Origin of the sequence: Plantactinospora sp. B5E13 (assembly GCF_039871775.1) — a bacterium.
Classification (GTDB): Bacteria; Actinomycetota; Actinomycetes; order Mycobacteriales; family Micromonosporaceae; genus Plantactinospora.
Window position 1 is genome coordinate 1 of record NZ_JBDPLT010000027.1, and the last position, 23,130, is coordinate 23,130.

The 23,130-nt window shown below is 72.5% G+C and carries 20 protein-coding genes; 9 read left to right on the forward strand and 11 right to left on the reverse strand.

The genetic code is table 11. The features are described from left to right. Window positions 1-146: 146 nt before the first annotated feature. Window positions 147-1,334, reverse strand: coding sequence for a xylose isomerase (xylA, locus tag ABGB05_RS22920; RefSeq protein ID WP_347655521.1), 1,188 nt, complete (start codon window positions 1,332-1,334; stop codon window positions 147-149). Between the two features lie 117 nt (window positions 1,335-1,451). On the opposite strand from xylA, the gene ABGB05_RS22925 reads away from it, so the two are divergent. Next, window positions 1,452-2,681 (forward strand): ROK family protein, encoded by a 1,230-nt coding sequence (locus ABGB05_RS22925; protein ID WP_347655522.1) that lies wholly within the window; start codon window positions 1,452-1,454, stop codon window positions 2,679-2,681. Window positions 2,682-3,039: 358 nt separating this feature from the next. On the opposite strand, the gene ABGB05_RS22930 is transcribed toward ABGB05_RS22925, so the two are convergent. Beyond that, the gene (locus tag ABGB05_RS22930) at window positions 3,040-3,516 is read right to left on the reverse strand and encodes a MarR family winged helix-turn-helix transcriptional regulator (protein ID WP_347655523.1); all 477 of its coding nucleotides are present in this window, start codon (window positions 3,514-3,516) and stop codon (window positions 3,040-3,042) included. A gap of 119 nt (window positions 3,517-3,635) precedes the next feature. Here ABGB05_RS22930 and ABGB05_RS22935 point away from each other — a divergent pair, with 119 nt between their 5' ends. Next, window positions 3,636-4,763: a PP2C family protein-serine/threonine phosphatase gene (locus tag ABGB05_RS22935; RefSeq protein ID WP_347655524.1), complete on the forward strand. Its 1,128-nt coding sequence runs from the start codon at window positions 3,636-3,638 to the stop codon at window positions 4,761-4,763. Between the two features lie 58 nt (window positions 4,764-4,821). On the opposite strand, the gene ABGB05_RS22940 is transcribed toward ABGB05_RS22935, so the two are convergent. From ABGB05_RS22940 to ABGB05_RS22950, 3 genes are all read right to left on the reverse strand, one after another. Next, window positions 4,822-6,273 carry a sugar transferase gene (locus ABGB05_RS22940; RefSeq protein ID WP_347655593.1) on the reverse strand — a complete coding sequence of 484 codons (1,452 nt, stop codon included), beginning with the start codon at window positions 6,271-6,273 and terminating at the stop codon, window positions 4,822-4,824. A 238-nt stretch (window positions 6,274-6,511) separates the two neighbouring features. Further along, window positions 6,512-8,233, reverse strand: coding sequence for a VWA domain-containing protein (locus ABGB05_RS22945; protein WP_347655525.1), 1,722 nt, complete (start codon window positions 8,231-8,233; stop codon window positions 6,512-6,514). Between the two features lie 314 nt (window positions 8,234-8,547). Beyond that, on the reverse strand, window positions 8,548-9,585 hold the full coding sequence (locus tag ABGB05_RS22950; RefSeq protein WP_347655526.1) for a lactonase family protein: 1,038 nt from the start codon (window positions 9,583-9,585) through the stop codon (window positions 8,548-8,550). A 180-nt stretch (window positions 9,586-9,765) separates the two neighbouring features. Here ABGB05_RS22950 and ABGB05_RS22955 point away from each other — a divergent pair, with 180 nt between their 5' ends. The 3 genes from ABGB05_RS22955 (at window position 9,766) to ABGB05_RS22965 (ending at window position 12,784) form a co-directional block, all read left to right on the forward strand. Next, the gene (locus ABGB05_RS22955) at window positions 9,766-10,515 is read left to right on the forward strand and encodes a (Fe-S)-binding protein (RefSeq protein ID WP_347655527.1); all 750 of its coding nucleotides are present in this window, start codon (window positions 9,766-9,768) and stop codon (window positions 10,513-10,515) included. An 86-nt stretch (window positions 10,516-10,601) separates the two neighbouring features. Then, complete coding sequence (locus ABGB05_RS22960) at window positions 10,602-12,098, forward strand: LutB/LldF family L-lactate oxidation iron-sulfur protein (RefSeq protein WP_347655594.1); 1,497 nt, start codon at window positions 10,602-10,604, stop codon at window positions 12,096-12,098. Then, entirely contained in the window at window positions 12,095-12,784 is a 690-nt protein-coding gene (locus ABGB05_RS22965) for an LUD domain-containing protein (protein WP_347655528.1), read from the forward strand. The genes ABGB05_RS22960 and ABGB05_RS22965 overlap by 4 nt, the downstream gene beginning before the upstream one ends. A gap of 73 nt (window positions 12,785-12,857) precedes the next feature. Here ABGB05_RS22965 and ABGB05_RS22970 read toward each other — a convergent pair whose 3' ends face one another. From ABGB05_RS22970 to ABGB05_RS22990, 5 genes are all read right to left on the reverse strand, one after another. After that, window positions 12,858-13,460, reverse strand: coding sequence for an ATP/GTP-binding protein (locus ABGB05_RS22970; protein ID WP_347655529.1), 603 nt, complete (start codon window positions 13,458-13,460; stop codon window positions 12,858-12,860). After that, window positions 13,441-13,827, reverse strand: coding sequence for a DUF742 domain-containing protein (locus tag ABGB05_RS22975; protein WP_347655530.1), 387 nt, complete (start codon window positions 13,825-13,827; stop codon window positions 13,441-13,443). The genes ABGB05_RS22970 and ABGB05_RS22975 overlap by 20 nt, the downstream gene beginning before the upstream one ends. Beyond that, the gene (locus ABGB05_RS22980; protein WP_347655531.1) at window positions 13,817-14,230 is read right to left on the reverse strand and encodes a roadblock/LC7 domain-containing protein; all 414 of its coding nucleotides are present in this window, start codon (window positions 14,228-14,230) and stop codon (window positions 13,817-13,819) included. The genes ABGB05_RS22975 and ABGB05_RS22980 overlap by 11 nt, the downstream gene beginning before the upstream one ends. Beyond that, window positions 14,231-17,071, reverse strand: coding sequence for a nitrate- and nitrite sensing domain-containing protein (locus ABGB05_RS22985; protein WP_347655532.1), 2,841 nt, complete (start codon window positions 17,069-17,071; stop codon window positions 14,231-14,233). Between the two features lie 186 nt (window positions 17,072-17,257). Continuing rightward, a complete protein-coding gene (locus ABGB05_RS22990) occupies window positions 17,258-18,565 on the reverse strand; it encodes an MFS transporter (RefSeq protein WP_347655533.1) in 1,308 nt (435 codons plus the stop codon). A 282-nt stretch (window positions 18,566-18,847) separates the two neighbouring features. On the opposite strand from ABGB05_RS22990, the gene ABGB05_RS22995 reads away from it, so the two are divergent. The 4 genes from ABGB05_RS22995 (at window position 18,848) to ABGB05_RS23010 (ending at window position 20,922) form a co-directional block, all read left to right on the forward strand. Then, the gene (locus ABGB05_RS22995; protein WP_347655534.1) at window positions 18,848-19,543 is read left to right on the forward strand and encodes a hypothetical protein; all 696 of its coding nucleotides are present in this window, start codon (window positions 18,848-18,850) and stop codon (window positions 19,541-19,543) included. A gap of 11 nt (window positions 19,544-19,554) precedes the next feature. Beyond that, window positions 19,555-19,683 carry a hypothetical protein gene (locus ABGB05_RS23000; protein ID WP_347655535.1) on the forward strand — a complete coding sequence of 43 codons (129 nt, stop codon included), beginning with the start codon at window positions 19,555-19,557 and terminating at the stop codon, window positions 19,681-19,683. A gap of 199 nt (window positions 19,684-19,882) precedes the next feature. Next, complete coding sequence (locus ABGB05_RS23005; RefSeq protein WP_347655536.1) at window positions 19,883-20,284, forward strand: hypothetical protein; 402 nt, start codon at window positions 19,883-19,885, stop codon at window positions 20,282-20,284. A 269-nt stretch (window positions 20,285-20,553) separates the two neighbouring features. Continuing rightward, window positions 20,554-20,922, forward strand: a complete 369-nt coding sequence (locus ABGB05_RS23010; protein WP_347655537.1) for a hypothetical protein — start codon at window positions 20,554-20,556, stop codon at window positions 20,920-20,922. Window positions 20,923-21,042: 120 nt separating this feature from the next. On the opposite strand, the gene ABGB05_RS23015 is transcribed toward ABGB05_RS23010, so the two are convergent. Beyond that, entirely contained in the window at window positions 21,043-22,800 is a 1,758-nt protein-coding gene (locus tag ABGB05_RS23015) for a glycoside hydrolase family 6 protein (RefSeq protein WP_347655538.1), read from the reverse strand. Window positions 22,801-23,130: the final 330 nt, after the last annotated feature.

Sequence of the window (23,130 nt, forward strand, 5' to 3'; positions counted from 1 at the left end):
TGGGCCCGGGTCAGGGGCGGCCGGGTCTGGGGCGGACGGGTCGGGGGCCGGATCGCCCACTCTGGGCGGTCAGGCTTGATCCCGTCGTGGGCGATCCGGCCCCCGACCCCATACCTGAGCCGGCCCCCAACCACACCCAGACCCGCTCAGCGGGCGCCGAGCAGGTGCTCCACCGCCAGCTGGTTCAGCCGGACGAAGCCGAAGCCGCGCGCCGCCACCGCGTCCACGTCCAGCTCCTCGAACGCGCTCCGGTCGGCGAGCAGGTCGGTGTAGGTCTCGCCCTCGTTGAGCGTCGGGGTCGACAGCTCGGAGACCTTGCTGGCGGCCAGCGCCTCCTGCACCTCCGGGTCGGCCCGGAACGCCGCCGCCCGCTCCTTGAGCAGCAGGTACGTCCGCATGTTCGCCTCGGCCGAGGCCCAGACACCGGTGTAGTCCTCGGTCCGGGACGGCTTGTAGTCGAAGTGCCGGGGGCCGGTGTACGCCGGACCGCCCTGCGGACCGCCGTTCTCCAGCAGGTCGACCAGGGCGAAGGCGTTGAGCAGGTCACCGTGCCCGAAGACGAGGTCCTGGTCGTACTTGATGCCGCGCTGGCCGTTCAGGTCGAGGTGGAACAGCTTGCCGGCCCAGAGGGCCTGGGCGATGCCGTGCATGTAGTTGAGCCCGGCCATCTGCTCGTGCCCGACCTCCGGGTTGAGGCCGACCAGCTCGGGGTGGTCCAGCTCGTTGATGAACGCGAGCGCGTGGCCGACGGTCGGCAGCAGGATGTCGCCCCGGGGCTCGTTCGGCTTCGGCTCGATGGCGAACTTCAGGTTGTAGCCCCGGTCGATGACGTACTGGGCGAGCAGGTTGACCGCCTCGCGGTAGCGGTCGAGCGCGGCCCGGATGTCCTTGGCGACGTCGTACTCGGCGCCTTCCCGGCCGCCCCACATCACGAAGGTGTGCGCGCCGAGTTCGGCGGCCAGGTCGATGTTGCGGAGCACCTTGCGCAGCGCGTACCGCCGGACGTCACGGTCGTTGCTGGTGAAGCCGCCGTCCTTGAAGACCGGGTGGGTGAAGAGGTTGGTGGTGACCATCGGTACGACCAGACCGGTCTCCTCCAGCGCCTTGCGGAACCGGGCGATGTGCTGGTCGCGGGTGGTGTCGTCGGAGCCGAACGGGATCAGGTCGTCGTCGTGGAAGGTGATCCCGTACGCACCCAGCTCGGCAAGCCGGTTGACCGCCTCGACGGGGTCGAGGGCGTCCCGGGTGGCCTCACCGAACGGGTCGCGCGCGGTCCAGCCGACGGTCCAGAGGCCGAAGGAGAACTTGTCGGCAGGGGTGGGTCGGACTGCCATGGGGGACCTCCAGGAGAGGGACTCGACGCTGAGAACATCCCGGGTTGACATGCCGGCAACCCGGCCGATTTGTTTATCGGTTGAATTATTTTACCGGGGTATGGCATTGTCAATACCGTGCCGCGACCCACCACGACGCCGGTCGGCGCGGCGGCGGCCACCGCCGTCCGCCAGGCCAGCCTGCGCGAGCACAATCTCGCGCTGGTGCTCCGGCACATCGCCAGCGCGTCCAGCCCGCCGTCCCGGGCCGCGCTCGCCGCCACCACCGGGCTGACCCGGGCCACCGTCTCCACCCTGGTCGACGATCTGATCACCGGTCGGCTGCTCACCGAGGTGGATCCGGCCCCCCGGTCCGGCGCGGGTCGTCCCGCACTCGGGCTGACCCTGGCCGGTCACGGCCCGGCCGGCCTCGGACTGGAGGTCAACGTCGACTACCTCGCCGCCTGCCTGGTCGACCTGACCGGTGCGGTACGACACCGGGCGGTCCGCCGGACGGACCTGCGACCGGTGTCACCCGCCGAGACCCTGGCCCTGGTCGCCGACCTGGTCACCGAGGCGGCCGCCGCCGCGGACCGGCAGGACCTGCTGCTCGCCGGCACGGCGCTCGCCGTACCGGGGCTGGTCACCGCGGCCGGGGTGGTCCGGCTCGCGCCGAACCTCGGCTGGCGGGACGTGGACGTACCGGCCCTGCTCGGTGGGCATCCGGTGCTCGCCGGTCGGGGCCTGACCGTCGACAACGAGGCCAACCTCGCCGCGCTCGGCGAACTGCACGCCTCGTCCGCCGCCGACTCCGGGAACTTCATCTACGTCTCGGGCGAGGTGGGCATCGGCGCCGGGATCGTGCTGCACAACACGCTGTTCCGGGGTGCCCGGGGCTGGAGCGGCGAACTCGGCCACGTCCCCGTACATCCACAGGGGCGTCCGTGCCGCTGCGGCGGTCGCGGTTGCCTCGAACAGTACGCCGGCCAGGAGGCCATCCTGGGCGGTGCCGAACTGACCGGGGCACCCGTCGCCCGGCTGGTGGAGGCGGCCGAGCGGGCCGATCCGGCGGCCTGTCAGGCCCTCGCCGGGGCCGCCGACGCGCTCGGCGTCGCGGTCGCCGGAGTGATCAATCTGCTCGACGTGGACACCGTGGTGCTCGGCGGCATCTACGCCCCGCTCGCCCGCTGGTTGGCCCCGCCGGTCGAGGCGGCGATCCGTCGCCGGGTGCTCACCGCCGCCTGGTCACCGGTGACGGTACGGGCGGCCCTGCTCGGCGGCGAGGCGGCCGTGCTCGGGGCGGCCGGCTCGGTGGTCCGGGCGGTGCTGGAGCAGCCGGCCCGCTGGCTGGCCCGACCCGATCGGTGACCCGCTGCCGGGATTCGACGGCCGGCCGGGAGGTGTCGGCGACCCGGGGCGCGGGAAGCCTATGTCCGAGGGCGACGACGCGCCCGGTTGCCGACGCGCCGCCGCCCGGTGACCGTTCCCGGTCACCGGCCCGGAATCCGGCTCGCTATTGTTGCCGTCAGGCAACTATCCCAGGAAGCAACCATTGTCGTCGACAGGAGTGCCAGCGCCGATGCGCACAGCTCGACAACCCGCCGTACGGGTGACGGGGAGCGGCCGCGACCATCGGCCCGGGCGCGTCCCGGGGCGGGCCGCCGGTCGCTCAGGCCGAGCGCTCGGTCTCCTCGGCCTCCGCCCGGAGAGCGCGCTCGAACTCGACTCAGGCCGAGCGCTCGGTCTCCTCGGCCTCCGCCCGGAGAGCGCGCTCGAACTCGACGAGTCCGCGCAGCAGGGCCTGCCGACCGGCCGGGCTCACCCCGGCGAGGGTGGCGGCGAGCCTGGCCCGACGGTCGGCGCGCACCTCGTCGAGCAGACGCTGACCGACGGTGGTCAGGTGCAGCGAGATCTCCCGGCGGTCGGCCCGGCCCGGTTCCCGTTCGAGCAGGCCGGCGGCGACCAACCGGTCACAGAGCCGGCTCGCCGAGGAGAGCAGCATGTTCAGCTCGCCGGCCAACCCGCGCAGGTTGAGCCCGTCGAACTGCTCGACCACCATCAGCGCGCGCAGCTGCGAGGTGGAGAGGCGCCCGGTCGTCTGCTCCCGGGCGGCGTCCCAGACCGAGAGCAGCGCCGACGCGGCGGTGTCGACCGCCGTGACGAAGCTCGGATCCGGTCCGTCCGGACCACCGGAATGATTCATGGTGGCCCCGACACTACCGCCGCCCCGCAGGTCGCCGCACGGGTGCGCCCGGACACCGCCGCGACCCGGCCGGTACGCGGGTCCGGACCCCCCGCGACCGGTCGATCGGCGGCACTGCGATGAGCGACCGGCTGACCGGGATCCGGCGCTGCCTGGCCAACGCCCCCGCCGATCTTGTGGTGGAGCATCTCGCCGACGAACTGGCCAAGGAGTACGCCGTCGTCGAGACGACCCTGCTCCAGGTCGACTACCGGCTCTCCGCCCTGCTGCCGCTCACCGGCGGCGACCCGGTACGGGGCGCCGGTACCCCCGGCTGGCGGTGTTTCGACCGCCAGTCCGAGGTGGTGCAGGACGGGACGCTGTACCTGCCGGTGACGGTACGCGGAGAGCGGATCGGCGTACTCCGGCTGAGCCCGGGTCCGGCGGACCCGGACCGCCGGGCGGAGCTGGCGGAGGCGGCCGGTGCGCTGGCCCACGAACTGGTCGCGGTCCGGGCCGGAACCGACCGGTACGCGGCGGGTGCCCGGGCCCGCCAGCTGACCCTGGCCGCGGAGATGCAGTGGGAACTGCTGCCGGGGCGCAGTCGGATCCGTCCCTCGTTCAGTCTCGCCGGCCAACTCGAACCGGCGTACGCGGTACGTGGCGACAGCTTCGACTGGGCGGACGACACCCGACGGCTGTGGCTGTCGACGGTCAACGGCATGGGCGAGGGGGTGGGCGCCGCGATGCTGACCTGTCTCGGCACCAACGCGCTGCGCAACGCCCGCCGGGCCGGTCTCGAACTCGCCGACCAGGCGGCCCTGGCCGACCAGGCGATCTACTCCTACCACCAGGGGGTGCAGCACCTTTCGGCGCTGTTGCTGGAACTGGACCTCGCCACCGGTCAGGTAACGGCGGTGGACGCCGGCTCGCCCCGACTGCTGCTGGTCCGCGACGAAGAGGTACACGACGAGCCGCTGGACGACCAGTTCCCGCTCGGCATGTTCGACGGCACCATCTACCAGTCGCAACGGTTCGACCTGCTCCCCGGCGACCGGCTCCTGATCGTCAGCGACGGGGTCTTCAACGCCACGTCCCGCTCCGCCCGGTACGGCGAGACCGCGCTGCACCGGTCGGCGCGACGGACCCGGTCGCTGGCTCCGTTGGAGGCGGTCCGCTCGCTCCTCGGCGACCTGCGGGCGTTCGTCGGCAGTGACCTGGTCGACGACGCGGTGGCGGTCTGCCTGGACTGGACGGGTCCGGCCTGACCACCCGCCCAACAGGTCCGGCCTGAGTCCGGCCCGGAGGGTCCGGACCGGCGTCGGCTCAGTACGCGCCCCGGCTGCGGACCACCGCGCCGAAGGTCTTCCAGAGGATGGTGAGGTCGGCGGCGAGTGACCAGTTCTCCACGTAGTAGAGGTCCAGCCGGATACCGTCCTCCCAGCTCAGATCCGACCGGCCGCTGACCTGCCAGAGCCCGGTCATGCCCGGCTTCACCAGCAGCCGGCGGGCCACGTCGCCGTCGTAGCGGGCCACCTCGGAGGGCAGCGGCGGACGCGGCCCGACCAGGCTCATCTGCCCGAGCAGCACGTTGGCGAGCTGGGGCAGTTCGTCGAAGGACCACTTGCGCAGCAGGCGACCGACCCGGGTGACCCGGGGATCGTCGCGCATCTTGAACAGCAGCCCGTCGGTCTCGTTCTTCGCGGCCAGTTCGGCGAGCAGCGCGTCGGCGTTCACCACCATGGTCCGGAACTTGTAGACGCCGAACTCCCGGCCGCCCCGCCCCACCCGGACCTGCCGGAAGATCACCGGCCCCCGGCTGTCGAACCTGATCGCGAGCGCGATGAGGGCGAGCAGCGGCAGCGCGACGGAGAGCGCGGTGAGCGCCAGGGCGCGGTCGACGAATCCCTTCACGAGTTTGCGGGCGCCCCGGAACTCGGGCGCCTCGACGTGGATCAGCGGCAGGCCGGCGACCGGCTGGGTGTGGATCCGGGGGCCGGCGACGTCGGTAAGCGCCGGCGCCAGCACCAGGTCGATGCCGGTGCCCTCCAGTTGCCAGCCGAGCCGGCGTAGCCGGGTGGCGGTCAGTTCGGTGCAGGCGGTCACCGCGACCGTGTCGGCGTTGATCGTCGTCGCCGCGTCCACGATCGCCCGGAACGACCCGAGCACCGGTACGTCGCCGAGCCGCTGCGGCACCGGGGCGAGCAGCGCGTCCGGGATGCAGGCTCCGACCACCTGGTAGCCGGCGTACGGTTCGCGCCGCAGCGTGTGGACCAGTTCCAGGACGTGTGCGGTGTCGCCGACGACCAGGACCCGGCGGGCCCAGCCCTCACCCCGGGCCCTGGCCCGGTGCAGGTGTTTGCGGGCCGCGAACCGGGCCGCCACCAGGGCGACCGTGCCGACCGCGAACGAGATGCCGAGGAAGCCCCGGGACACGCCGACGTCGGCGATGTAGCCGGCGATCGCGATCCCGCCGGCGAGCCGGAGGCTGGCCGAGGTGACCCGGCGGTACTCGTCGGCGCCGTAGCCGAGCACCCGGTGGTCGTAGCAGCGCAGTGCCCTGAGGGAGACGAGCCAGGCGAGGACCAGCCCGGGGCCGACGATCACGTACGGGATGTCGGAGCCGCGCGCCTCGTCGCCGCCGAACCGGGCGAAGTAGCCGCCGAGCACGGCCAGGACCAGGATGACGGTGTCGAGGACCAGGATGGCCCGGAGGTAGCTTCGTTGCCGCTCCCGGGGGGATCGTGCGGATGCCCCCGGAGTGGATTCCGGAGGCATCGTGGCAGGGCTCAGCAGTGTCGCCGACGTCACCGGCCCTCCCTCGCTCCCAGGGGGCAACCCGATCGGCCGCTGGCTCTCCTAGCGAGCGGCCCGGGGCACTTCGACATCTTCGCGTACCGGGGGCACTACGGAGAGCTTCCGACAAATTACTGTCACTTGTTTGCGCTGGCGGCCGGTGACCTGTTGGAGGGCTCCGGCCGGTGGGGCGGGCCGGGCCCGCCCCACCGGCGCCGGTTCAGCGGGGCGCGCCGGACGGACGCAGCGCGATCGCCTGGAGGAAGATGTCGCCGATCTTCGCCGGGTCCTCGGTCACGAAAACCCCGCCACCGGTGGTCTTCGTGATCGACTCCAGCTCGGAGCGCTTGACCTCGTTGCCGATACCGATGATCACGACCTGCACCGGCCGGTCCGGGTCGGCGATCCGCTTCAGCTGGTTGACCAGCGCCGACTCGCTGATGCCGTCGGCGTCCTCGTTCTTGCCGTCGGTGAGCATCACCACCGAGTTGACCCGGCCCGGTTCCCAGTCCTCCTGAACGGTCTTGTACGCGGCAAGCATCGTGTCGAACAGGCCGGTGTTGCCGTTCTGCTTGGGCCGCAGGCCGGCGAGTTCACGTTCCAGCCTGCTCCGCTGGCTGGAGAGCGGCCCGATCGGCACCAGTTCCCGGTAGTCGCGACCGCCGGAGAGTTCGGTGGAGAAGCTCCAGAGCCCGAGTGCCCAGGAGTCGTCGAACAGCCCCAGTCCGCGCCGGGCCGCCTCCAGGGTCACCTTCATCCGGCTGGCGTTGCCGGCGGTGGGGACCTCGTTGAGCATCGAGCCGGAGACGTCGATGATGGCGAGCATCCGGCCCGACTGGGTGGCGACCGACCAACTGGACAGGGTGCGCTCGATCACCGCCGCCGAGCCCCCGGCCGCCGTACCGCCGGGGTTCGCCCCGGGGGTCGGGGTGGGATCGGTGCCCGCCGGGCTCGGCGCGCCGCGCGGGGTCGCGAACCCGTCGCCGAAGAGGCCGTCCGCGCCGCGCAGTCCCTGGTCGGCCAGGCGGTCGCGGAAGGTTCCGGTACCGAGGGCCGCGAAGAACTGCGTCGCGGCGTCGACCTTGGCCGGCTCGGTGCCGGGCATCACCGCGTACGGATAGTCGAGCGAGAGCGGCGCGGGGTCCAGGTAGAGCGCGGCGAGCGGCACCGGCGGCTTCCTGGTGTTGTAGGCGATGACGTCCTGTTCGGAGAGGGGTGCGGCGCCGAGGCCGGAGGCGACGGCGGCGGCGTCGGTGGACCGGGGGAACCGGGCGATCAGCTCCTGCTGGACGGTCGCCCGGCCGGTGGCCAGGGTCCGGAGTGCTCCGGTGGTCACCCGCTGCGCCTCCGCGGTACCGCCCTTGGCACCCGCCGCCTGCGCGGCGGCGGCCAGCGAGAGCAGCCCGGAGAGGCCGGCCGCATCCCGGCTCGGCTCGACGATGCCGGTCCGCAGGCGTGTTCCGGTGGTGATCGTCTTCAACAGGTCGGACCAGCCGAGCTTCTTCTGCGGCCAGCCGACGGTGGACGCGACCGGCTCCGGCATCGCCAGGACGACCGGGCTGCGCGCCAGCGAGGCGCCGTTCTCCGGCTCGAAACCCGGGGCCTGCTGACGCAGGCGCAGCAGCCAGGTCGAGGAGTCCGGCACCCAGACGGTCGGCAGGACGGCGTTGCCGCTCGCCTGCCCGATGCCGTTCAACGAGACGCCGTGCTGGCCTGCGATGGCGGCCGCGACGTCGACCGGTTCGCTCGCGGTGACCTCGACGACCACGCAGGTCTCACCGACAGCCGCGCCGCCGGCCATCCAGTCCGCGGCGGTCGCCTGCACGGCCGGCGCGATCTCGGGTGCCGCGGCGACCGCGAGCTTCACCTCACCCGCGCAGTCCGGTCCGGTGAACCGCTGATAACCGAACCATCCTCCGACCACAACAAGGGCGAGCGCCATCGCTGCCGCGATGGCGCCGAACCCACTGATAATCCCACGTCTGCGATGGCGGCCAGGCACCTGACCATCTTGCGGATTTCTTGATGTTCATGCCAGGGGCGGGTGGCGGATTGTTAGCCGTCTGGCAAACTCGCCGCCAACAAAATTCACTTTGGGTAGTTGACCGATCTCTTACTGTCCAGTAAGCAGGGCGTCAGCGGCGCTTTCCGGCCTTCACCAGCCATTTGACCTCAGGATTTTTTATTCGAGATTTAAGGCTGTCTCCCCGCCCGGACCGGTCACCCGAGCCGGTTGGCCTCGGGTACCCGCCCCGGTCAACTCCCGAGCAGGCAGGTCGGACTCGCCACCGCCACCCGGCTGATGGCCGGCCCCGGTACGCCGGTGGTCGGATCGACCGGCAGGACCACCACCGCCCCGGACCGTTCCTCCGACACGTAGAGATGCCCACCGAGCACCGTGATGTGCCGAGGCCAGTCCCCGGTCGTCTCCACCTCCGTGACGTACCGCGGCAGGTCACCGTCCAGGGCGAACACGGCAACCGTGCCGACGCCCCGGTTCGCCAGGTAGAGGAAGCGACCGTCCGGCCCGACCCTGATCTCCGAGGGCTGCACCGGACCGGACCGACCACTGGCCGCGACCCGACCCCGCTCGGTCAGGCCGTCGGCGCCGTGCCGGTCGTACGCCGTCACCGAGGCGTCCAGTTCACCGGCGAGGTAACACCGTCGGCCGTCCGGATGCCGGGCCAGGTGCCGGGGTCCGGTGCCGGGGCGGGTCGCGGTACGACCGGTTTCGCGCAGCCGACCGGTGTCGTCCCGGCGGTAGCGGTACACCGAGTCGGTGCCGAGGTCGACCGCGTACAACGACGTACCGCTCGGATCGGGCGAGACCATGTGCGCGTGCGGCCCCTCCTGCCGGTCCGGTACGGCACCGTGGCCGGCGTGCCGGACCAGGTCGGTGCGCTCCCCCGGCGCGCCGGCCGCGTCCAACGGGTGCACCGAGAGACTGCCGCTGCCGTAGTTCGCCACGTACAGGTACTCGCCGGCCGCGTCGGTGGCCAGGTGGCAGGGGCTGTCCCCACCCGTGGACCGGACACCGAGCGGGCTGAGCGAGCCGTCGTCGTGGACGGTCCACGCACTCACCGTGCCCTCGGTCAACTCGTTGACCGCGTACAGCACGGGCAGCCGGGGATGCCGGGCCAGGAACGACGGCGAGGGTGTGGTCGCGACCACCCCGAGCAGGTCGAGCGCACCGCTCACCGGGTCCCGCCGGGCGGCGACGATGCCGGTACCCTGCCCCCCGCTCTCCGCCGTGTAACAGCCGATATGGACGATTCCGCTCGTCTCGTCGGACATCCTCGCTCCGTTTCCGGCCCGCGGTCGGGCTCCACCGCACGATCAAACCAGAGGCGTTGGCCAGGTTCGGCCAGTTGGCCGGGCGTCCGAATCTTTGCCGCCATCCGGCGAGCCGATAGGATCTTTGATCATGAACGGGCTGCTCAGGACCACCACCGCCGTCACCCGTGGGGGCTCCGGGTGCGGATAGCCCTCTTCGTCACCTGCGTCAACGACCTGATGTTCCCGGCCACCGGTCGGGCCGTCGTACGGATCCTGGAACGGCTCGGTCACACCGTCGAGTTCCCGACCGCACAGAGCTGCTGCGGGCAGATGCACGCCAACAGCGGCTACCGCGCCGAGGCGTTGCCCCTGGTGCGCGGCTTCGTCGATACCTTCGCCGGGTACGACGCGGTCGTCGCGCCCTCCGGCTCGTGCGTGGCGATGGTCCGGGAGTCGTACCCGCGACTGGCGGCCGGGGAGCCGACCCTGGCGGCGGCGGTCGCCGACCTCGCCCCACGGGTCCACGAGCTCTCCGAACTGCTGGTCGACGTGCTCGGCGAGACCGACCTCGGCGCCTCCTTCCCGCACCGGGTCACCTACCACCCGACCTGCCACGGGCTGCGGATGCTCCGGCTGGACGACCGCCCGCTACGGCTGCTGCGCGCGGTACGCGACCTGGAACTGGTCGAACTCCCCGGCGCCGAGGAGTGCTGCGGCTTCGGCGGCACCTTCGCGATGAAGAACGCCGACGTCTCGGCCGCGATGCTCGCCGACAAGTGCGGGGCGATCTGCGACACCGGCGCGGCGTACGTCGCCGCCGCCGACAACTCGTGCCTGGCGCACATCGGCGGTGGGCTGTCCCGCCGGGAACGGACGGCGGACGGCGGCACACCGGTACGGGCCATCCACTACGCGGAGATCCTGGCCGGTCCGGAGGTGCCGCGGTGAGCGCCGGCGATCCGACCGGCGGCAACCGTCCGCCCACCGTCCCCGACAGCGGGAGCGGGAGCGGCACCCCGACCGGTACCGGAAACATCGTCGCGCCGCTGCCGTTCCCGACCGCGGCCCGACGCGAACTCGCCGACACCCAGCTACGGGCCAACCTGCGCCGGGCCACCCACACCATCCGGGACAAGCGGCTGCGGGTGGTCGGCGAGGTTCCCGACTGGGCCGACCTGCGGGCGGCCGGCGCCGCCATCAAGGACGACGTCCTGGTCCGCCTGCCGGAACTGCTGGAACAGTTCGAGGCGGCGGCCACCGCCGCCGGTGCGACCGTGCACTGGGCGCGGGACGCCGAGGAGGCCAATGCCCTGGTCACCGACCTGGTCCGGGCCACCGGCAGCACCGAGGTCGTCAAGATCAAATCGATGGCCACCCAGGAGATCGGGCTCAACGAGGCACTCGCCGACGCCGGGATCGCGGCGGTGGAGACCGACCTCGCCGAACTGATCGTGCAGCTCGCCGACGACACCCCGTCACACATCCTGGTACCGGCGATCCACTACAACCGTCAGCAGATCCGGGAGATCTTCGCCCGGCGGATGCCCGGGGTGGACCTCGCCACTCTCACCGACGAGCCGGCCGCGCTCGCCGAGGCGGCCCGCCGACACCTGCGGGCCAAGTTCCTCAGCGCCCGGGTCGCCGTCTCCGGAGCCAACTTCGCCATCGCCGAGACCGGCACCCTGGTGGTCGTCGAGTCCGAGGGCAACGGCCGGATGTGCCTCACCCTCCCGGAGACCCTGATCTCGGTGGTCGGGGTGGAGAAACTGCTGCCGACCTTCCGGGACCTGGAGGTCTTCCTGCAGTTGCTGCCGCGCTCCTCCACCGGCGAGCGGATGAACCCGTACACCTCGACGTGGACCGGGGTCACCCCGGGAGACGGCCCGCAGACCATGCACATCGTGCTGGTCGACAACGGGCGTACCGCCACCCTCGCCGACCCGGTCGGACGACAGGCACTGCGCTGCATCCGCTGCTCGGCCTGCCTGAACGTCTGCCCGGTCTACGAGCGGGTCGGCGGACACGCGTACGGCTCGGTCTACCCGGGTCCGATCGGCGCCATCCTCTCCCCCCAGATGACCGGCCCGGACGCCGGCGCGAACCGGAGCCTGCCGTACGCCTCGACGCTCTGCGGCGCCTGCTTCGACGCCTGCCCGGTCCGGATCGACATCCCCGAGGTGCTGGTCCACCTGCGTCAGCGGGGAGTGGACGCCCGGCGCGGCCGCCCCTCGGCGGAACGGACCGCGATGCGGGCGATGTCCTGGGTGATGCGGGACCGGCGACGGTACTCGGCGGCGCTGCGGACCGCCCGGCGGGGTTCGGCCCCGCTGCGACTCGCGACCGGCCGACGGGGCGTACGTCGACTGCCGTGGCCGCTGTCGGCCTGGACGGCGAGCCGGGACGCGCCGCTGCCGGCCGCCGAGACCTTCCGGGACTGGTGGGCCGGTCGGGACCGGCAGGCCGCCGGGACCACCCGGGACGCCGGGCAGGATCGCCGGGACAGCGGCGCGGAACCGGGAGGAGAGCCGTGACGGCACCCGAGGTGACCGGCGGCGGCGCGACCGCCTCCCGTCCCGTCGACGGCGGCTCGGCCCGCGACGAGGTGCTGGCCCGGATCCGGGCCGCCCGACCGACCACACCGGTGTTGGTCCCCCGCGCCTACCGGCCCGCCACCCCGGACGACCCGACGCCGGACGGGAAGCTGCTCGACCTGCTCGTCGACCGACTCGTCGACTACCGGGCCACGGTACGACTCTGCGGACGGCACGAGGTCCCCGAGACGTTGGCCGACCTGCTGGGCCCCGTTCCCACCGTCGCCGTACCGGCGGGGGTGCCGGAGAACTGGCTCTCGGCGTACCCGGGACGGGTCCGGCGCGACGGCGAGCCGGAGCCGCTCACCGTGGCCGACCTGGACACACCGGGGTTGGCCGTGGTCACCGGCTGTGCGGTGGCGATCGCGCAGACCGGGACCTTGGTCCTGGACGGGGGCCCGGACCAGGGCCGTCGGCTGCTGAGCCTGGTCCCCGACCACCATCTCTGCGTGGTCCGGGCCGACCAGGTCGCCGACGGGCTGCCGGCGGCGCTCGCCCGGCTCGCGGACCCGACCCGACCACTCACCATGGTCTCCGGGCCGTCGGCCACCAGCGACATCGAACTCGACCGGGTCGAGGGCGTGCACGGCCCCCGCCGACTGGACGTCCTGGTCGTCACCGGCTGATCCGGCACCCGCCCGCCCCGGAGCCGGGGTCGGCACCGCCGCCCGACCACGGTGGCGGGCGGCGGTGCACGGATCAGCCGGCCGGGACCGGATCCCCGCGACGCTGGGCGACGTGCTCCACCAGGGCGATCAACACCGTCTTCCCGGACTGCCGGCTACGGGCGTCGCAGAGCAGGATCGGCACCGCCGGATCCAGGTCCAACGCGTTGCGTACCGCCTCGACGCTGTACCGCTTGGCGCCGTCGAAGCAGTTCACCCCGACCACGAACGGAATGCCCCGACGTTCGAAGTAGTCCACGGACGGGAAGCAGTCGGCGAGTCGACGGGTGTCGGCGAGGACCACCGCACCCAGCGCCCCGTACGCCAGCTCGTCCCAGAGGAACCAGAAACGGTCCTGCCCCGGGGTGCCGAACAGGTAGACCTGGAGCTCCTCGTTGATGGTGATCCGACCGAAATCCATCGCGACCGTGGTGGTCCGCTTACCCTCCACACCGGAGAGGTCGTCGGTGCCGACCCCGGCATCGGTCAGCACCTCCTCGGTCTGCAGCGGCCGGATCTCACTCACCGCGCCGACCAGCGTGGTCTTGCCGACCCCGAAACCGCCCGCGATGAGAATCTTCAGCGCGAGCGGGATCCGCCGGCCCGTCGCCGTCCGGTCAGAGAGCCCGGAGTCCATTGACCACCGCCTTGAGAATGTCGTCGTCTGGGAACTGGCGCGATGCGGGCGGCTCGTACATCGAGATCAGCCCGTTGGTGAGCATGTCGCCGAGCAGGACACGGACCACGCCCACCGGCAGGTCGAGGTCGGCCGCGAGATCGGCGACCGCCACCGGCTGCTGCGCCATGGCGATGATGGCCCGCTGTTCCGGCTGCGGGGGCTGCGTACCGTCATCGCTCGGAGGATCGGCCACCACGAAGGCCATCAGGTCGAACCTGCCGGACGCCGGCTCGACCCGACCACCGGTCACCGTGTACGGACGGACCACCGGCCCGGCCTCGGCGTCCAGCCACTCGTGGTCCGGATCCGCCGGGTCAGTCCGCATCTGCCGGCGCCCGGGACGGCGCACTCAGGTTCTGACCCACCCGGGTGACGAGCATGGCCATCTCGTACGCGATGACCCCGATGTCGGCGGCGGAACCGCTCAACACCGCCAGGCAGGCGCCCTGTCCGGCGGCGGTCACGAAGAGGAAGGCATCCTCCATCTCCACCACGGTCTGCCGTACCGCCCCGGCCCGGAAGTGCCGGCTCGCGCCCTTGGCCAGGCTCTGGAAGCCGGCCGCCATCGCCGCCATGTGCTCGGCGGCCTCCCGGTCCAACCCCGCCGAGGCGGCCATCAGCAGTCCGTCCGCGGAGAGGACCACAGCCTGCTGCGCGGGTGGCACCCGCTCCACGAGATCATCGAGCAGCCAGCTGAGATCCGCACCCGGCCTCGTTGTCTGCACCACTCACCCGTCCCTTTCCGAATCGGTGGCACCCGGATCGGCGACCCGGGCTGTGACGTCGGGGTTTCCGATCGACGGCGGTGTCGCACCGGAATCCCGACGACCTCGTGCCGTACCGGACTGCAACGCTGCCATCACCGCCCGGACCTGCTCCGGCGATCGCGGTGCCGGCTCGTCCGAGCCGTCGGCGGCTCCGGTCGTACCGCCGACACCGCCGCCCGGCCGGGACCGGCCAGCCCCGGCGGGCGCCGGGCCCCCGATCCGCAACTGCGGCGCGAGGCTGGTCTGCCGGATGCGACGGGGCAGCCCGTCCGCGCCGGCCGGCGCCACCGGCGCCCGGACCGGTCCGTCGGCCCGGAGGGCCGGCATCACCACGGTGTCGTCGTCGCCCGCCGGCCCGCCGGCCGGACGCTGCTGTCGGAGAGCCGGCATCACCACGGTGTCGTCGTCGCCGGCCGGCCCGCCGTCCGGACTCCGCTGGCGGTCGGTCGTGCCGCCCTCCTTCACGGCGGCGGACGCGGTGCCGGCCGGGGCGGGACCGGAGCCGGCGTCCCGCACGGCACCGGTGGTGCCACCGGCGGACGGGGTGGACGACTCCGTGGGGCGGGGCGGCACCGCGGGGTCGGCCTGCTCGCCGACCGGCACCTGGTCGGTGCCGGACCGCAGCTCACCGAACCTGCCGGCGGGGGCGGACGCGATCAGCGCGTCGAGCGCCGCGCCCGCCTTCCGCCGGGGTCCGAGAGCGGAAGCCGGCCGGGGATCCGGTTCCGGCGCAACCGCGGGCGCGGCGGGGCTCTCCGCCGTCGGCGCCGGCCCGGACTTCGAGGCCGGCCCGGACTTCGGGGCCCGGTCGGCCGCCGGGCCGCCCGGCTGGTCGCCACCGGGTCGCGACGCCACCTCGACGCCGTCCGGGGCCGGCTGTGCACCGGTACGCCCGTCACGGGGCGTCGGTACCGCGCTCTCCGACACGACAAGGTCACTCGGCACCAGGACGACAGCGGTGATCCCGCCGTACGGGGACGGTTGGAGGCGTACCCGTACGCCGTGTCGGGCGCCGAGCCGGGCCACGACGAACAGCCCGAGTCGGGCACTGTTCGCCGGGTCGAACTCCGGCGGTTCGGCGAGCCGCCGGTTGGCGTCCTCGATCGCCTCGGCGCTCATCCCCAGGCCCTGGTCCTCGATCTCGACCGTGTAGCCCCGGGTCCCCGGCTGGCCGGTGACCCGGACCCGGGTGTGCGGCGGGGAGAAGGAGGTGGCGTTCTCGATCAGTTCGGCGAGCAGGTGGATGACGTCACCGACCGCCGGCCCGGTGACCGCCGACGGCGCGACCTTGCCCAGCTCGACCCGCGCGTAGTCCTCGACCTCGGAGATCGCGCCCCGGATGACGTCGACCATGGTGACCGGGTTGCGCCATCCCCGGCCGGCCGGCGCCCCGGCGAGGATGACCAGGTCCTCGGCGTGCCGCCGCATCCGGGTCGCCATGTGGTCGAGCCGGAAGAGGTCGGCCAACTCGGTCGGCTCGGTGACCCGTCGCTCCATCCGGTCCAACAGGGCGAGCTGCCGGTGCAGCAGCGTCTGGCTCCGCCGGGCGATGTTGAGGAAGACGTCCCGCAGGCTCTTCCGCAGCGCGGCCTCGTCCACCGCCGAACTGATCGCGGTCCGCTGCACCTCGCTGAACGCCTGGCCGAGCTGGCCGATCTCGTCCCGCCCGTAGTCCAGCGGTGGTGCCTCGACGGCGACGTCGACGACCTCACCCTTCCGGAGCCGACCGACGACGTCGGGAAGTCGTTCGTCGGCCATCGTCAGGGCGGCCGCGCGCAGACTGGTCAGCCGTCGGACCAGGGACCGGCCGATCCGTAGCGCGATGAAGCCGGAGGCCAGCACGGCCACGAGTCCGAGCAGGCCGGCGAGTCCCAACCGGACCAGGATGTTGACCGCCACCGGCCGACTGCGCTCGGTGAGCGCCTCGGCTCCGTCCAGTTCGAATTCCCGGAGCTGTTGCTGCACGGTCTCGTAGGTGCTCTGCCAGGCCTGCGCGTCGACCGGCGGCGCCGCGCCGCCGCGTCCCCGGCCGATCAGGTCGTCCTCCAACGCGCGGAGCCGGGCGAACGGCTCCGCCTCGGTGAGGCGCTGGTACTCGGTCCGGTCGGCGTCCGGCAGTTCGGCGATCGCGGCGGCGTAGAGGAACCGTTGTGTGCCGATGATCTGGACGAGCTGGCTGTGCTCCCCCGGCCCGAACCGACCGACCCGGAAGACCCCGGCGAGCAGGGCGTCCGCCTGCGCGAGCACCTCGCGGGCCCGCCCCAGGGCGGTGAGGGCGGCGACCTCCCGGTTCAGCGTCTCGTCGGGCAGCGCCTGCAGGGCGGTGAAGGTACGGAACGCCGCGTCGATGATGCCGCTGTAGAGGCCCAGCGCTCCGGTGGCGTCGACGCTCCGCCCGTCGATGAAGCTACGCCCCGACGACAGCGTGCCGAGCGCGGTGAGCAGTTGGTCGAGCCGGGCGTCGAGCGCCTGGCTGGTCGTGTCCCGGACGTCCTCGTTGGACGCGTGTCGCCGCAGCGTGTCGATCGCGTGGTCGGTGCGGGCCCGCTGGTCGGTGAGGGCGGGCGCGACGGCAGGGTCGGCCAACTGCATCACCGACAGGCGCCGTTCCCGCTGCAGTTCGAGGACCAGCGCCTCGGCCGGTCGACCGACCTCGTCGAGAAGTGTCCGCGCGGCGAGCAGACTCGTCGCCGGCCCCACGGTCAGCGTGGTCGCGAAGATCCAGAGCGCCATCAGAGCGGCGATCGGCACGGCGACCAGCGCGACTATCTTCGAGCGGATCGGCCAGTTCTGGGTTTCCAATCAGACCTCGCCGGAAGGGATGCGTCAGGGGCCGACACCCGGACCGGCGGCCCGCGGCTCCGGCCAGAGTCGAGGGTCGCGGGCGCGCGTGCCTTCGGCAGGATACGTAATCACGGGCCGGCGCACTACCGGACGTGGGTACGTCCGGTAGTGCCCGAGGGTGGATTGTATCGACAGATATCGCTCTTATTCGATCCCGGTGGCTCTTGACGCGACCCGGGGCACGGGTACGGACCGGACCGTTCCCGGCACCCGCACCAGCACGGTCGCCACCACCAGGTACGGCACGGCGCAGAGCGCGACGATCGCACCGTGTCCGACGAACCCGGAGGCCAACGCGTACCCGCCGTACAGGGTGATTGTGATCAACTCGGTGCCGAGTCCGGCCAGGGAGGTGACCGTGGCCCGGCTCGGCCCGCTGATGCTCTCCTGGAGCCGTACGTCGAGGACCAGACCCACCATCTGCAGGGCGCAGTACGCCAATCCGATCAGCAGGAAGCCCGCCGGTCGGCCGCTGAGCGCCCCGACCGCCAGGGCAGCTGCCGCGAGGGCCACGGTGGCGGCGAACCAGCCCGGCCCGAGGCGCTGACCGACCGGGGTGAGCAGCCCGCCGACCATGACGCCGGCCGAGACGAGCAGCACCAGCAGCGGTACGGCCGACGCCACGACGACCTCCCCGGCCAGCAGTGACGTGTACTCCTCCAACCCGCCCCAGATGCCGCCGACCACGGCGAGGAGCAGCAGAACCCGCCGTACCGGCGGGTTGGCCCTGGCCTCGGTCAGTCCGGCCCGCAAGACGGCGACCCAGCCGGACGGCTCGCCGACGCCGTCCGGCGGATCCTCCCGCGTCGCCACCCCGACGGGAACAGCCCGGGCCGCAGCCGCCTCCGTCGAGGTGGCGGTGGGCCGGTTTTCGGGGAGCGCGAACCCGGCCACGGCGCAGAGCAGGCTGGCGAGCACGCTCGCCGCCCCGACCGCCGGGTAACCACCGGCGGCGAAGACCGGGGCCGCGACCGCGGTGGCCAGCAGGACCGCGACCAGCCCGGTCGCGGTGGCCCGGCCGATCAGCTGTCCGTAGCGTCCGGCGAGGCCGAGCCGGTCGAGTTCGTCGTAGAGCAGCGCCTCGGCCGCGCCGGACTGGAGGGCGCCCCGGACGCCCCAGAGCAGGAAGCCGAGGGCGAAGGCGCCGTACGACGGCGCCACCGTCCAGATCGCGAACCCGAGCGCGCCGAACAGCGGCGCGGTGCCGAGCAGCAGTCGTCGGGACACCGCGTCGGCGAGCACGCCGGACGGGACCTCCAGCACGATGCCGCTCAGCGACCAGAGCACGAACAGCGACGAGATCTCCGCGACGGAGAGTCCGGTGTCGGTGAAGAGCAACGCGTACACCGGGTAGAGCAGGACGAACTCGTCGAGGAAGACGTAGAGGTGGTAGGTGACGGCGAGCCGCCGCGCGCGGCTGTCGGGCGCGGTCGGCGGAGAGGTGGCGGACATAAGGCCTTCCCGTGGGGACGATTCGGACTCGGGGTCACGAAAGGTCCCGGCGGGCCACGGCAGCACGGGCCGCGACGGCCTCTGCGGGCGAATTAATGTCGGCGCGTCATGGCGGCGATTCTAGGCGACCCGTCCCCAGCCGCGCAGCCACGATGCCGGCTATCCACCTGTCCTAACTCCTTTCGTGGCTTTCGTCCGCTCCCCACACTCCTCGTGAAAGTACGGCGGATGTGGATTGCGGATCAGGGGCGGGCGGGAATAGCAGAGGACGAAGGAGGAGCCATGTCGCCCACTGAAATCGTCCTCATCGTCCTTGTTGTCCTCGTGGTCGCGGCGGCCGTACCGGTCATCTGGGTGGCGAGCCGCCGCCGGGCGCTGCGCAGCAGGTTCGGCCCGGAGTACGAGCGGCTGGTCGCCGAGCAGGAGAGCCGCGCCGCCGCCGAACGTGAACTGCGGGAGCGCGAACGCCGCCACGCGGCGCTGACCCTGACCCCGCTGGACGCGGAGTCCCGCGAGCGGTACGCCGCCGACTGGGAGGAGATCCAGGCGCGGTTCGTCGACTCGCCCGGCGAGGCGGTCGGGGCGGCCGACGACCTGGTCACCCGGTTGATCGCCGAGCGCGGTTACCCCACCGGGGCGTACGACGAGCGACTCGCCCACCTTTCCGTCGAGCACGCCCGGACCCTGGACCACTACCGCGAGGCGCACGACATCCAGCTGCGCAACGCACGTGGTGAGGCCGACACCGAACAGCTGCGGCAGGCGGTGGTCCACTACCGGGCGCTCTTCGCCGAGCTGCTCGGCGAGGACCCGGTACGTCAGCAGCCCGCTCCGGACGCCGCACACCAGCACGACGGACGGCACGACGGACGGCACGACGGGCAGCACGACGGACGGCACGACGGGGCGACGGCCGGCACCCGCCCGCCCACGGCACAGCCCCGCCCGGAGACCCCACAGGACGTTTCGAGTCGGTAAGGAGACCTGCCATGCGCCAGCAGCACCAGCAGATCCAGGAGAACCCGCGCCCCGAGGACGCGCTGGACGAGCGGGGTTCCTACGACAACAGCGCGGCGACCGCCGGGCGGGCCGCCCGGGGCGGCCCCGCCCGCCGGTGACCGGACCGACCGGGACGGCGCGTCGGCGGAGGGCGGCGCCCGACGAATAGACGGAGCGGAACGGCCGGAGTTCCACGAGCCGGCGCCGCTGCCCACCGCCTTCGGCGCCCCCAGCGTCGGCGGCGCCGTCGCGGCGTCCGCGCTGGCCGGCGACCGCCGCGACCCGCGCGAGGAGGAACTGGCCCGGTCCGGTGACGGGGTGGCCGAGGACCGGATCGACGGCATCGGCGACACCCCGGGGCCGGCCACCACCGACAGTTACCCGGCGACGGTCGACCAGTCCGGGGACGGCCGGGCGGTCGGACAGGAGCACGACGGCACGACGGCGGCGTTCCTGGAACCGGAGACCGTACAGAAGTTCCGGGACCGCTGGCGGGAGGTGCAGCTGCGGTTCGTCGACGACCCCTCCGGCGCCGCGGCGGACGCGCAGCGGCTGGTGGAGGAGTCGGTGGAGGCGCTGACCACCGCACTGGCCGAGCAGCGCGCGGAACTCGGACGCGGGCAGGGCGACGGAGCGACGGGTGACGCCACCGACACCGAACAGCTGCGGACGGCGGTACGCCGCCACCGCGAGTTCCTGGACCGGATCCTCGGCCGGTAGTCACCGGCCGTACCGCTCACCACGGCTCCCCGGCGCCCGTCCGGCGCGTCGGGGAGCCGTCGCCGTGTCGAGCCTGACGGGGCAGGGTACGGGCGGGCACCCGCAGGCGTGAGTCGGATTCGCCCCGGGTAGTCGGGCCTCCGCACTTCCGGGCCGGCAGGGCCCGCTCAGGTATGGCGCCGGTCGTCCCGGGTACGCCACCGGGAAGACACGACCACGCAGAGGACATTCCACCCGGATGCCACGGATTCGGACAGGAGGGCAGTGAGATGACCGACCGCGATCCGAGGCCGGACCGTCCGCTTGAGGAGACTCCCGAGGTGGCCGCCGCGATCGACGACGACATCGCGGTACCACAGTTCGCCACCGACGGCGGACCAGGCTTGGCGAACCCGGAGTTCGTCGACCCGGACGACGTCGCAGCCGACTTTCCGCCCACCGACGACCTGCTCGGTGACCCGTACGGTGCCGGCGCGGGCAGCGCCCCGGAACGGGCCCGCACCGGTGCTGAGCAGCCGTGGGACCCCGAGGACCTGGCGGCGGCCCAGGGCCGCGACCCGGACCCGGGCAACGTCGAGCGGGCCCGGCGGGAGTTGGAGCAGGAGGGACCGGCCGCGGTGGAGAAGACGGTTCCCTGAGCCGGCGACCGGTCCGGCGTTGCGACAGCGGCGGTCCCCGCCTCCGGCCCTCGCGGACCGGGGACGGGGACCGCCCGGTTGGTACGTACCGACTGCTGTCGGTTCAGTTGTCGCCGCTGGTCAGAGCGCCGGGTAGGCGTTCTGCATGAGCTGCTGGAACTGGGCCGAGAACCAGGCACCCGAGATCGGGGCGCCGGAGAGCGCACCGCTCATGTTGTTGTTGTTACGCGGGTTGCCACCGTAGGTCGGGTCGCACATCCGGTCGAAGCCCTTGCCCTCGTCGTTGTCGATGAGGGTGCTGGAGCCGTCCGACTCGCCCGGGGGCTTGATCCAGACGTACGCGTCGATGCCGGTGGCCGGGTTGGCCCGCGGCCGCTCGCCGAGGCCGGCCCCGCTCTGGTTGCACCAGTTGCCGAGGTGGATCCGGCGGTCGATGCGGGAGCCGTCGACCTGCTGGTTGATGTCACCGGAGGTCACCGGGCCGGTCGGCCGGGCCGAGCCGCCCCAACCGTTGCGGGAGGTGTCGATCAGCATGCCGATGTTGCTGCTGAAGCCCTGCGAGATGAGCTCGGTACGCAGGGCCTGGGCGAAGCGCTGCTCGTCGACGTACCGGTTCCAGTCGATCCAGGTGGACTGCCGGTTCTGCTCGGTCACGTTCAGGTACGGCTCGACCGTGGCCGAGTAGTTGGCGGTGTTGGCGATGAAGCCGTGCACGTTGGCGGTGGTGCTGCCCTCGGCGCGGGCGGCCTCGGCGAAGATCTGGGCCGACGCCCGGAAGTTGTCGTCCCAACCGATCCAGCCGTGGTGGCCGGCGTCGATGTAGTTGTAGGTGTTCGGGAGCGCACCGAGCTTGGCCAGCGCGTAGCCGACGCCCTTGACGTAGTTGCCGTTGGCCTTCATCGTGTCGCAGTTGGCGGTCGCGGTCTCCCGCGGCGACACGTTGGTGACCAGGTTCGGCAGCGAGTCGATCTCGATGATGTTGATGATCCGCAGGCTCCGGTACGCCGGGTCGGCCTGGATCGCCGCGATCGGGTCGATGTACGCCGTCTTGTACTGGTCGATCTCGTCCGCCTCGAGTTCACCGTTGGAGGCGAGCGCCGCGCAGTCCCGGCCCGGCAGGTTGTAGATGACGAACTGGATGTAGCCGACGCCCTGCGCCAGTGCCTCGTCCAGGTGGTCCCTGACGCCCATCGGACCGTTCGAGCTGCTGTCCGGGGTGCCCTCGATGGCGGCGATCCGGTCGATCCAGACACCGGTCGGGGTGCTCGACACCCGGTTACCGCCGGAGACGCTCTCCGCCTTGGCCTTCCACTCCGGGTTCACGTAACCCGTCGCCCCGGCGTACGGGTTGTCCACCCGGCCAGGGTTCGGCCCACCGGTCCCCGGAGGGGTGGTCGGCGGGGTGGTCGGCGGGGTGGTCGGGCCGCCGGTCGGCGGGGTGGTCGGCGCGGTCCCGTTGCAGGCGACGTTGTTGACGCTGAACGAGGTCGGCGCCGGGTTGCTGCCGCTCCACGAGCCGTTGAAGCCGATGCTTGTGGAGGCACCGGTGGCCAGGTTGCCGTTCCACGACATGCTCTGCGCGGTCACCTGGCTGCCGGACTGGCTCCAGGTGGCCGACCAGCCCTGGCTGACCCGCTGGCCGCTGTCCGGGAAGGTGAAGCGCAGCGTCCAACCGTTGATCGGGTCACCGACGTTCCGGATGGTGATGCTGGCGCTGAAGCCACCCTGCCACTGGTTGGCGCTGTAGGTCACGCTGCAGCCGGGCGCGGCGAGCGCGGACGACGCCGGAAGGGTGACGAGACCGGCGGCCACCAGGGCACTCGCACCGGCCACCGCCACAGCTTTCTGGCGGATGGACAAACTACTCCGTAAATTCATGCCACTGATCTCCTAGGGCCAGCCGGTCCGACGGGGCGGAGCCGGCGCGGCAGCCGTGCGGACGTCGTTCGGTGGGTTGTCCGCTGGCGCCGTGGGGGGACTGTGGTGTGCCCGACCCGGACGGGCGCAAGTGGTGGTGGTGCAGACCGCGGTCAGGCGGCCTTGGCGACGCCGTCCGGAGACCGGATGCCCTCGGCGTCTGCTGCGCGGTGTGGCTCCCCCAGCACAGTGGATGAATTCTTGCATGGGAGCGCTTCCACCACAACACCCATCACTATTACGGATGACGATATCCCAAGTTCGGCGGCGGTCGCCGGCCCCTCCCACCCC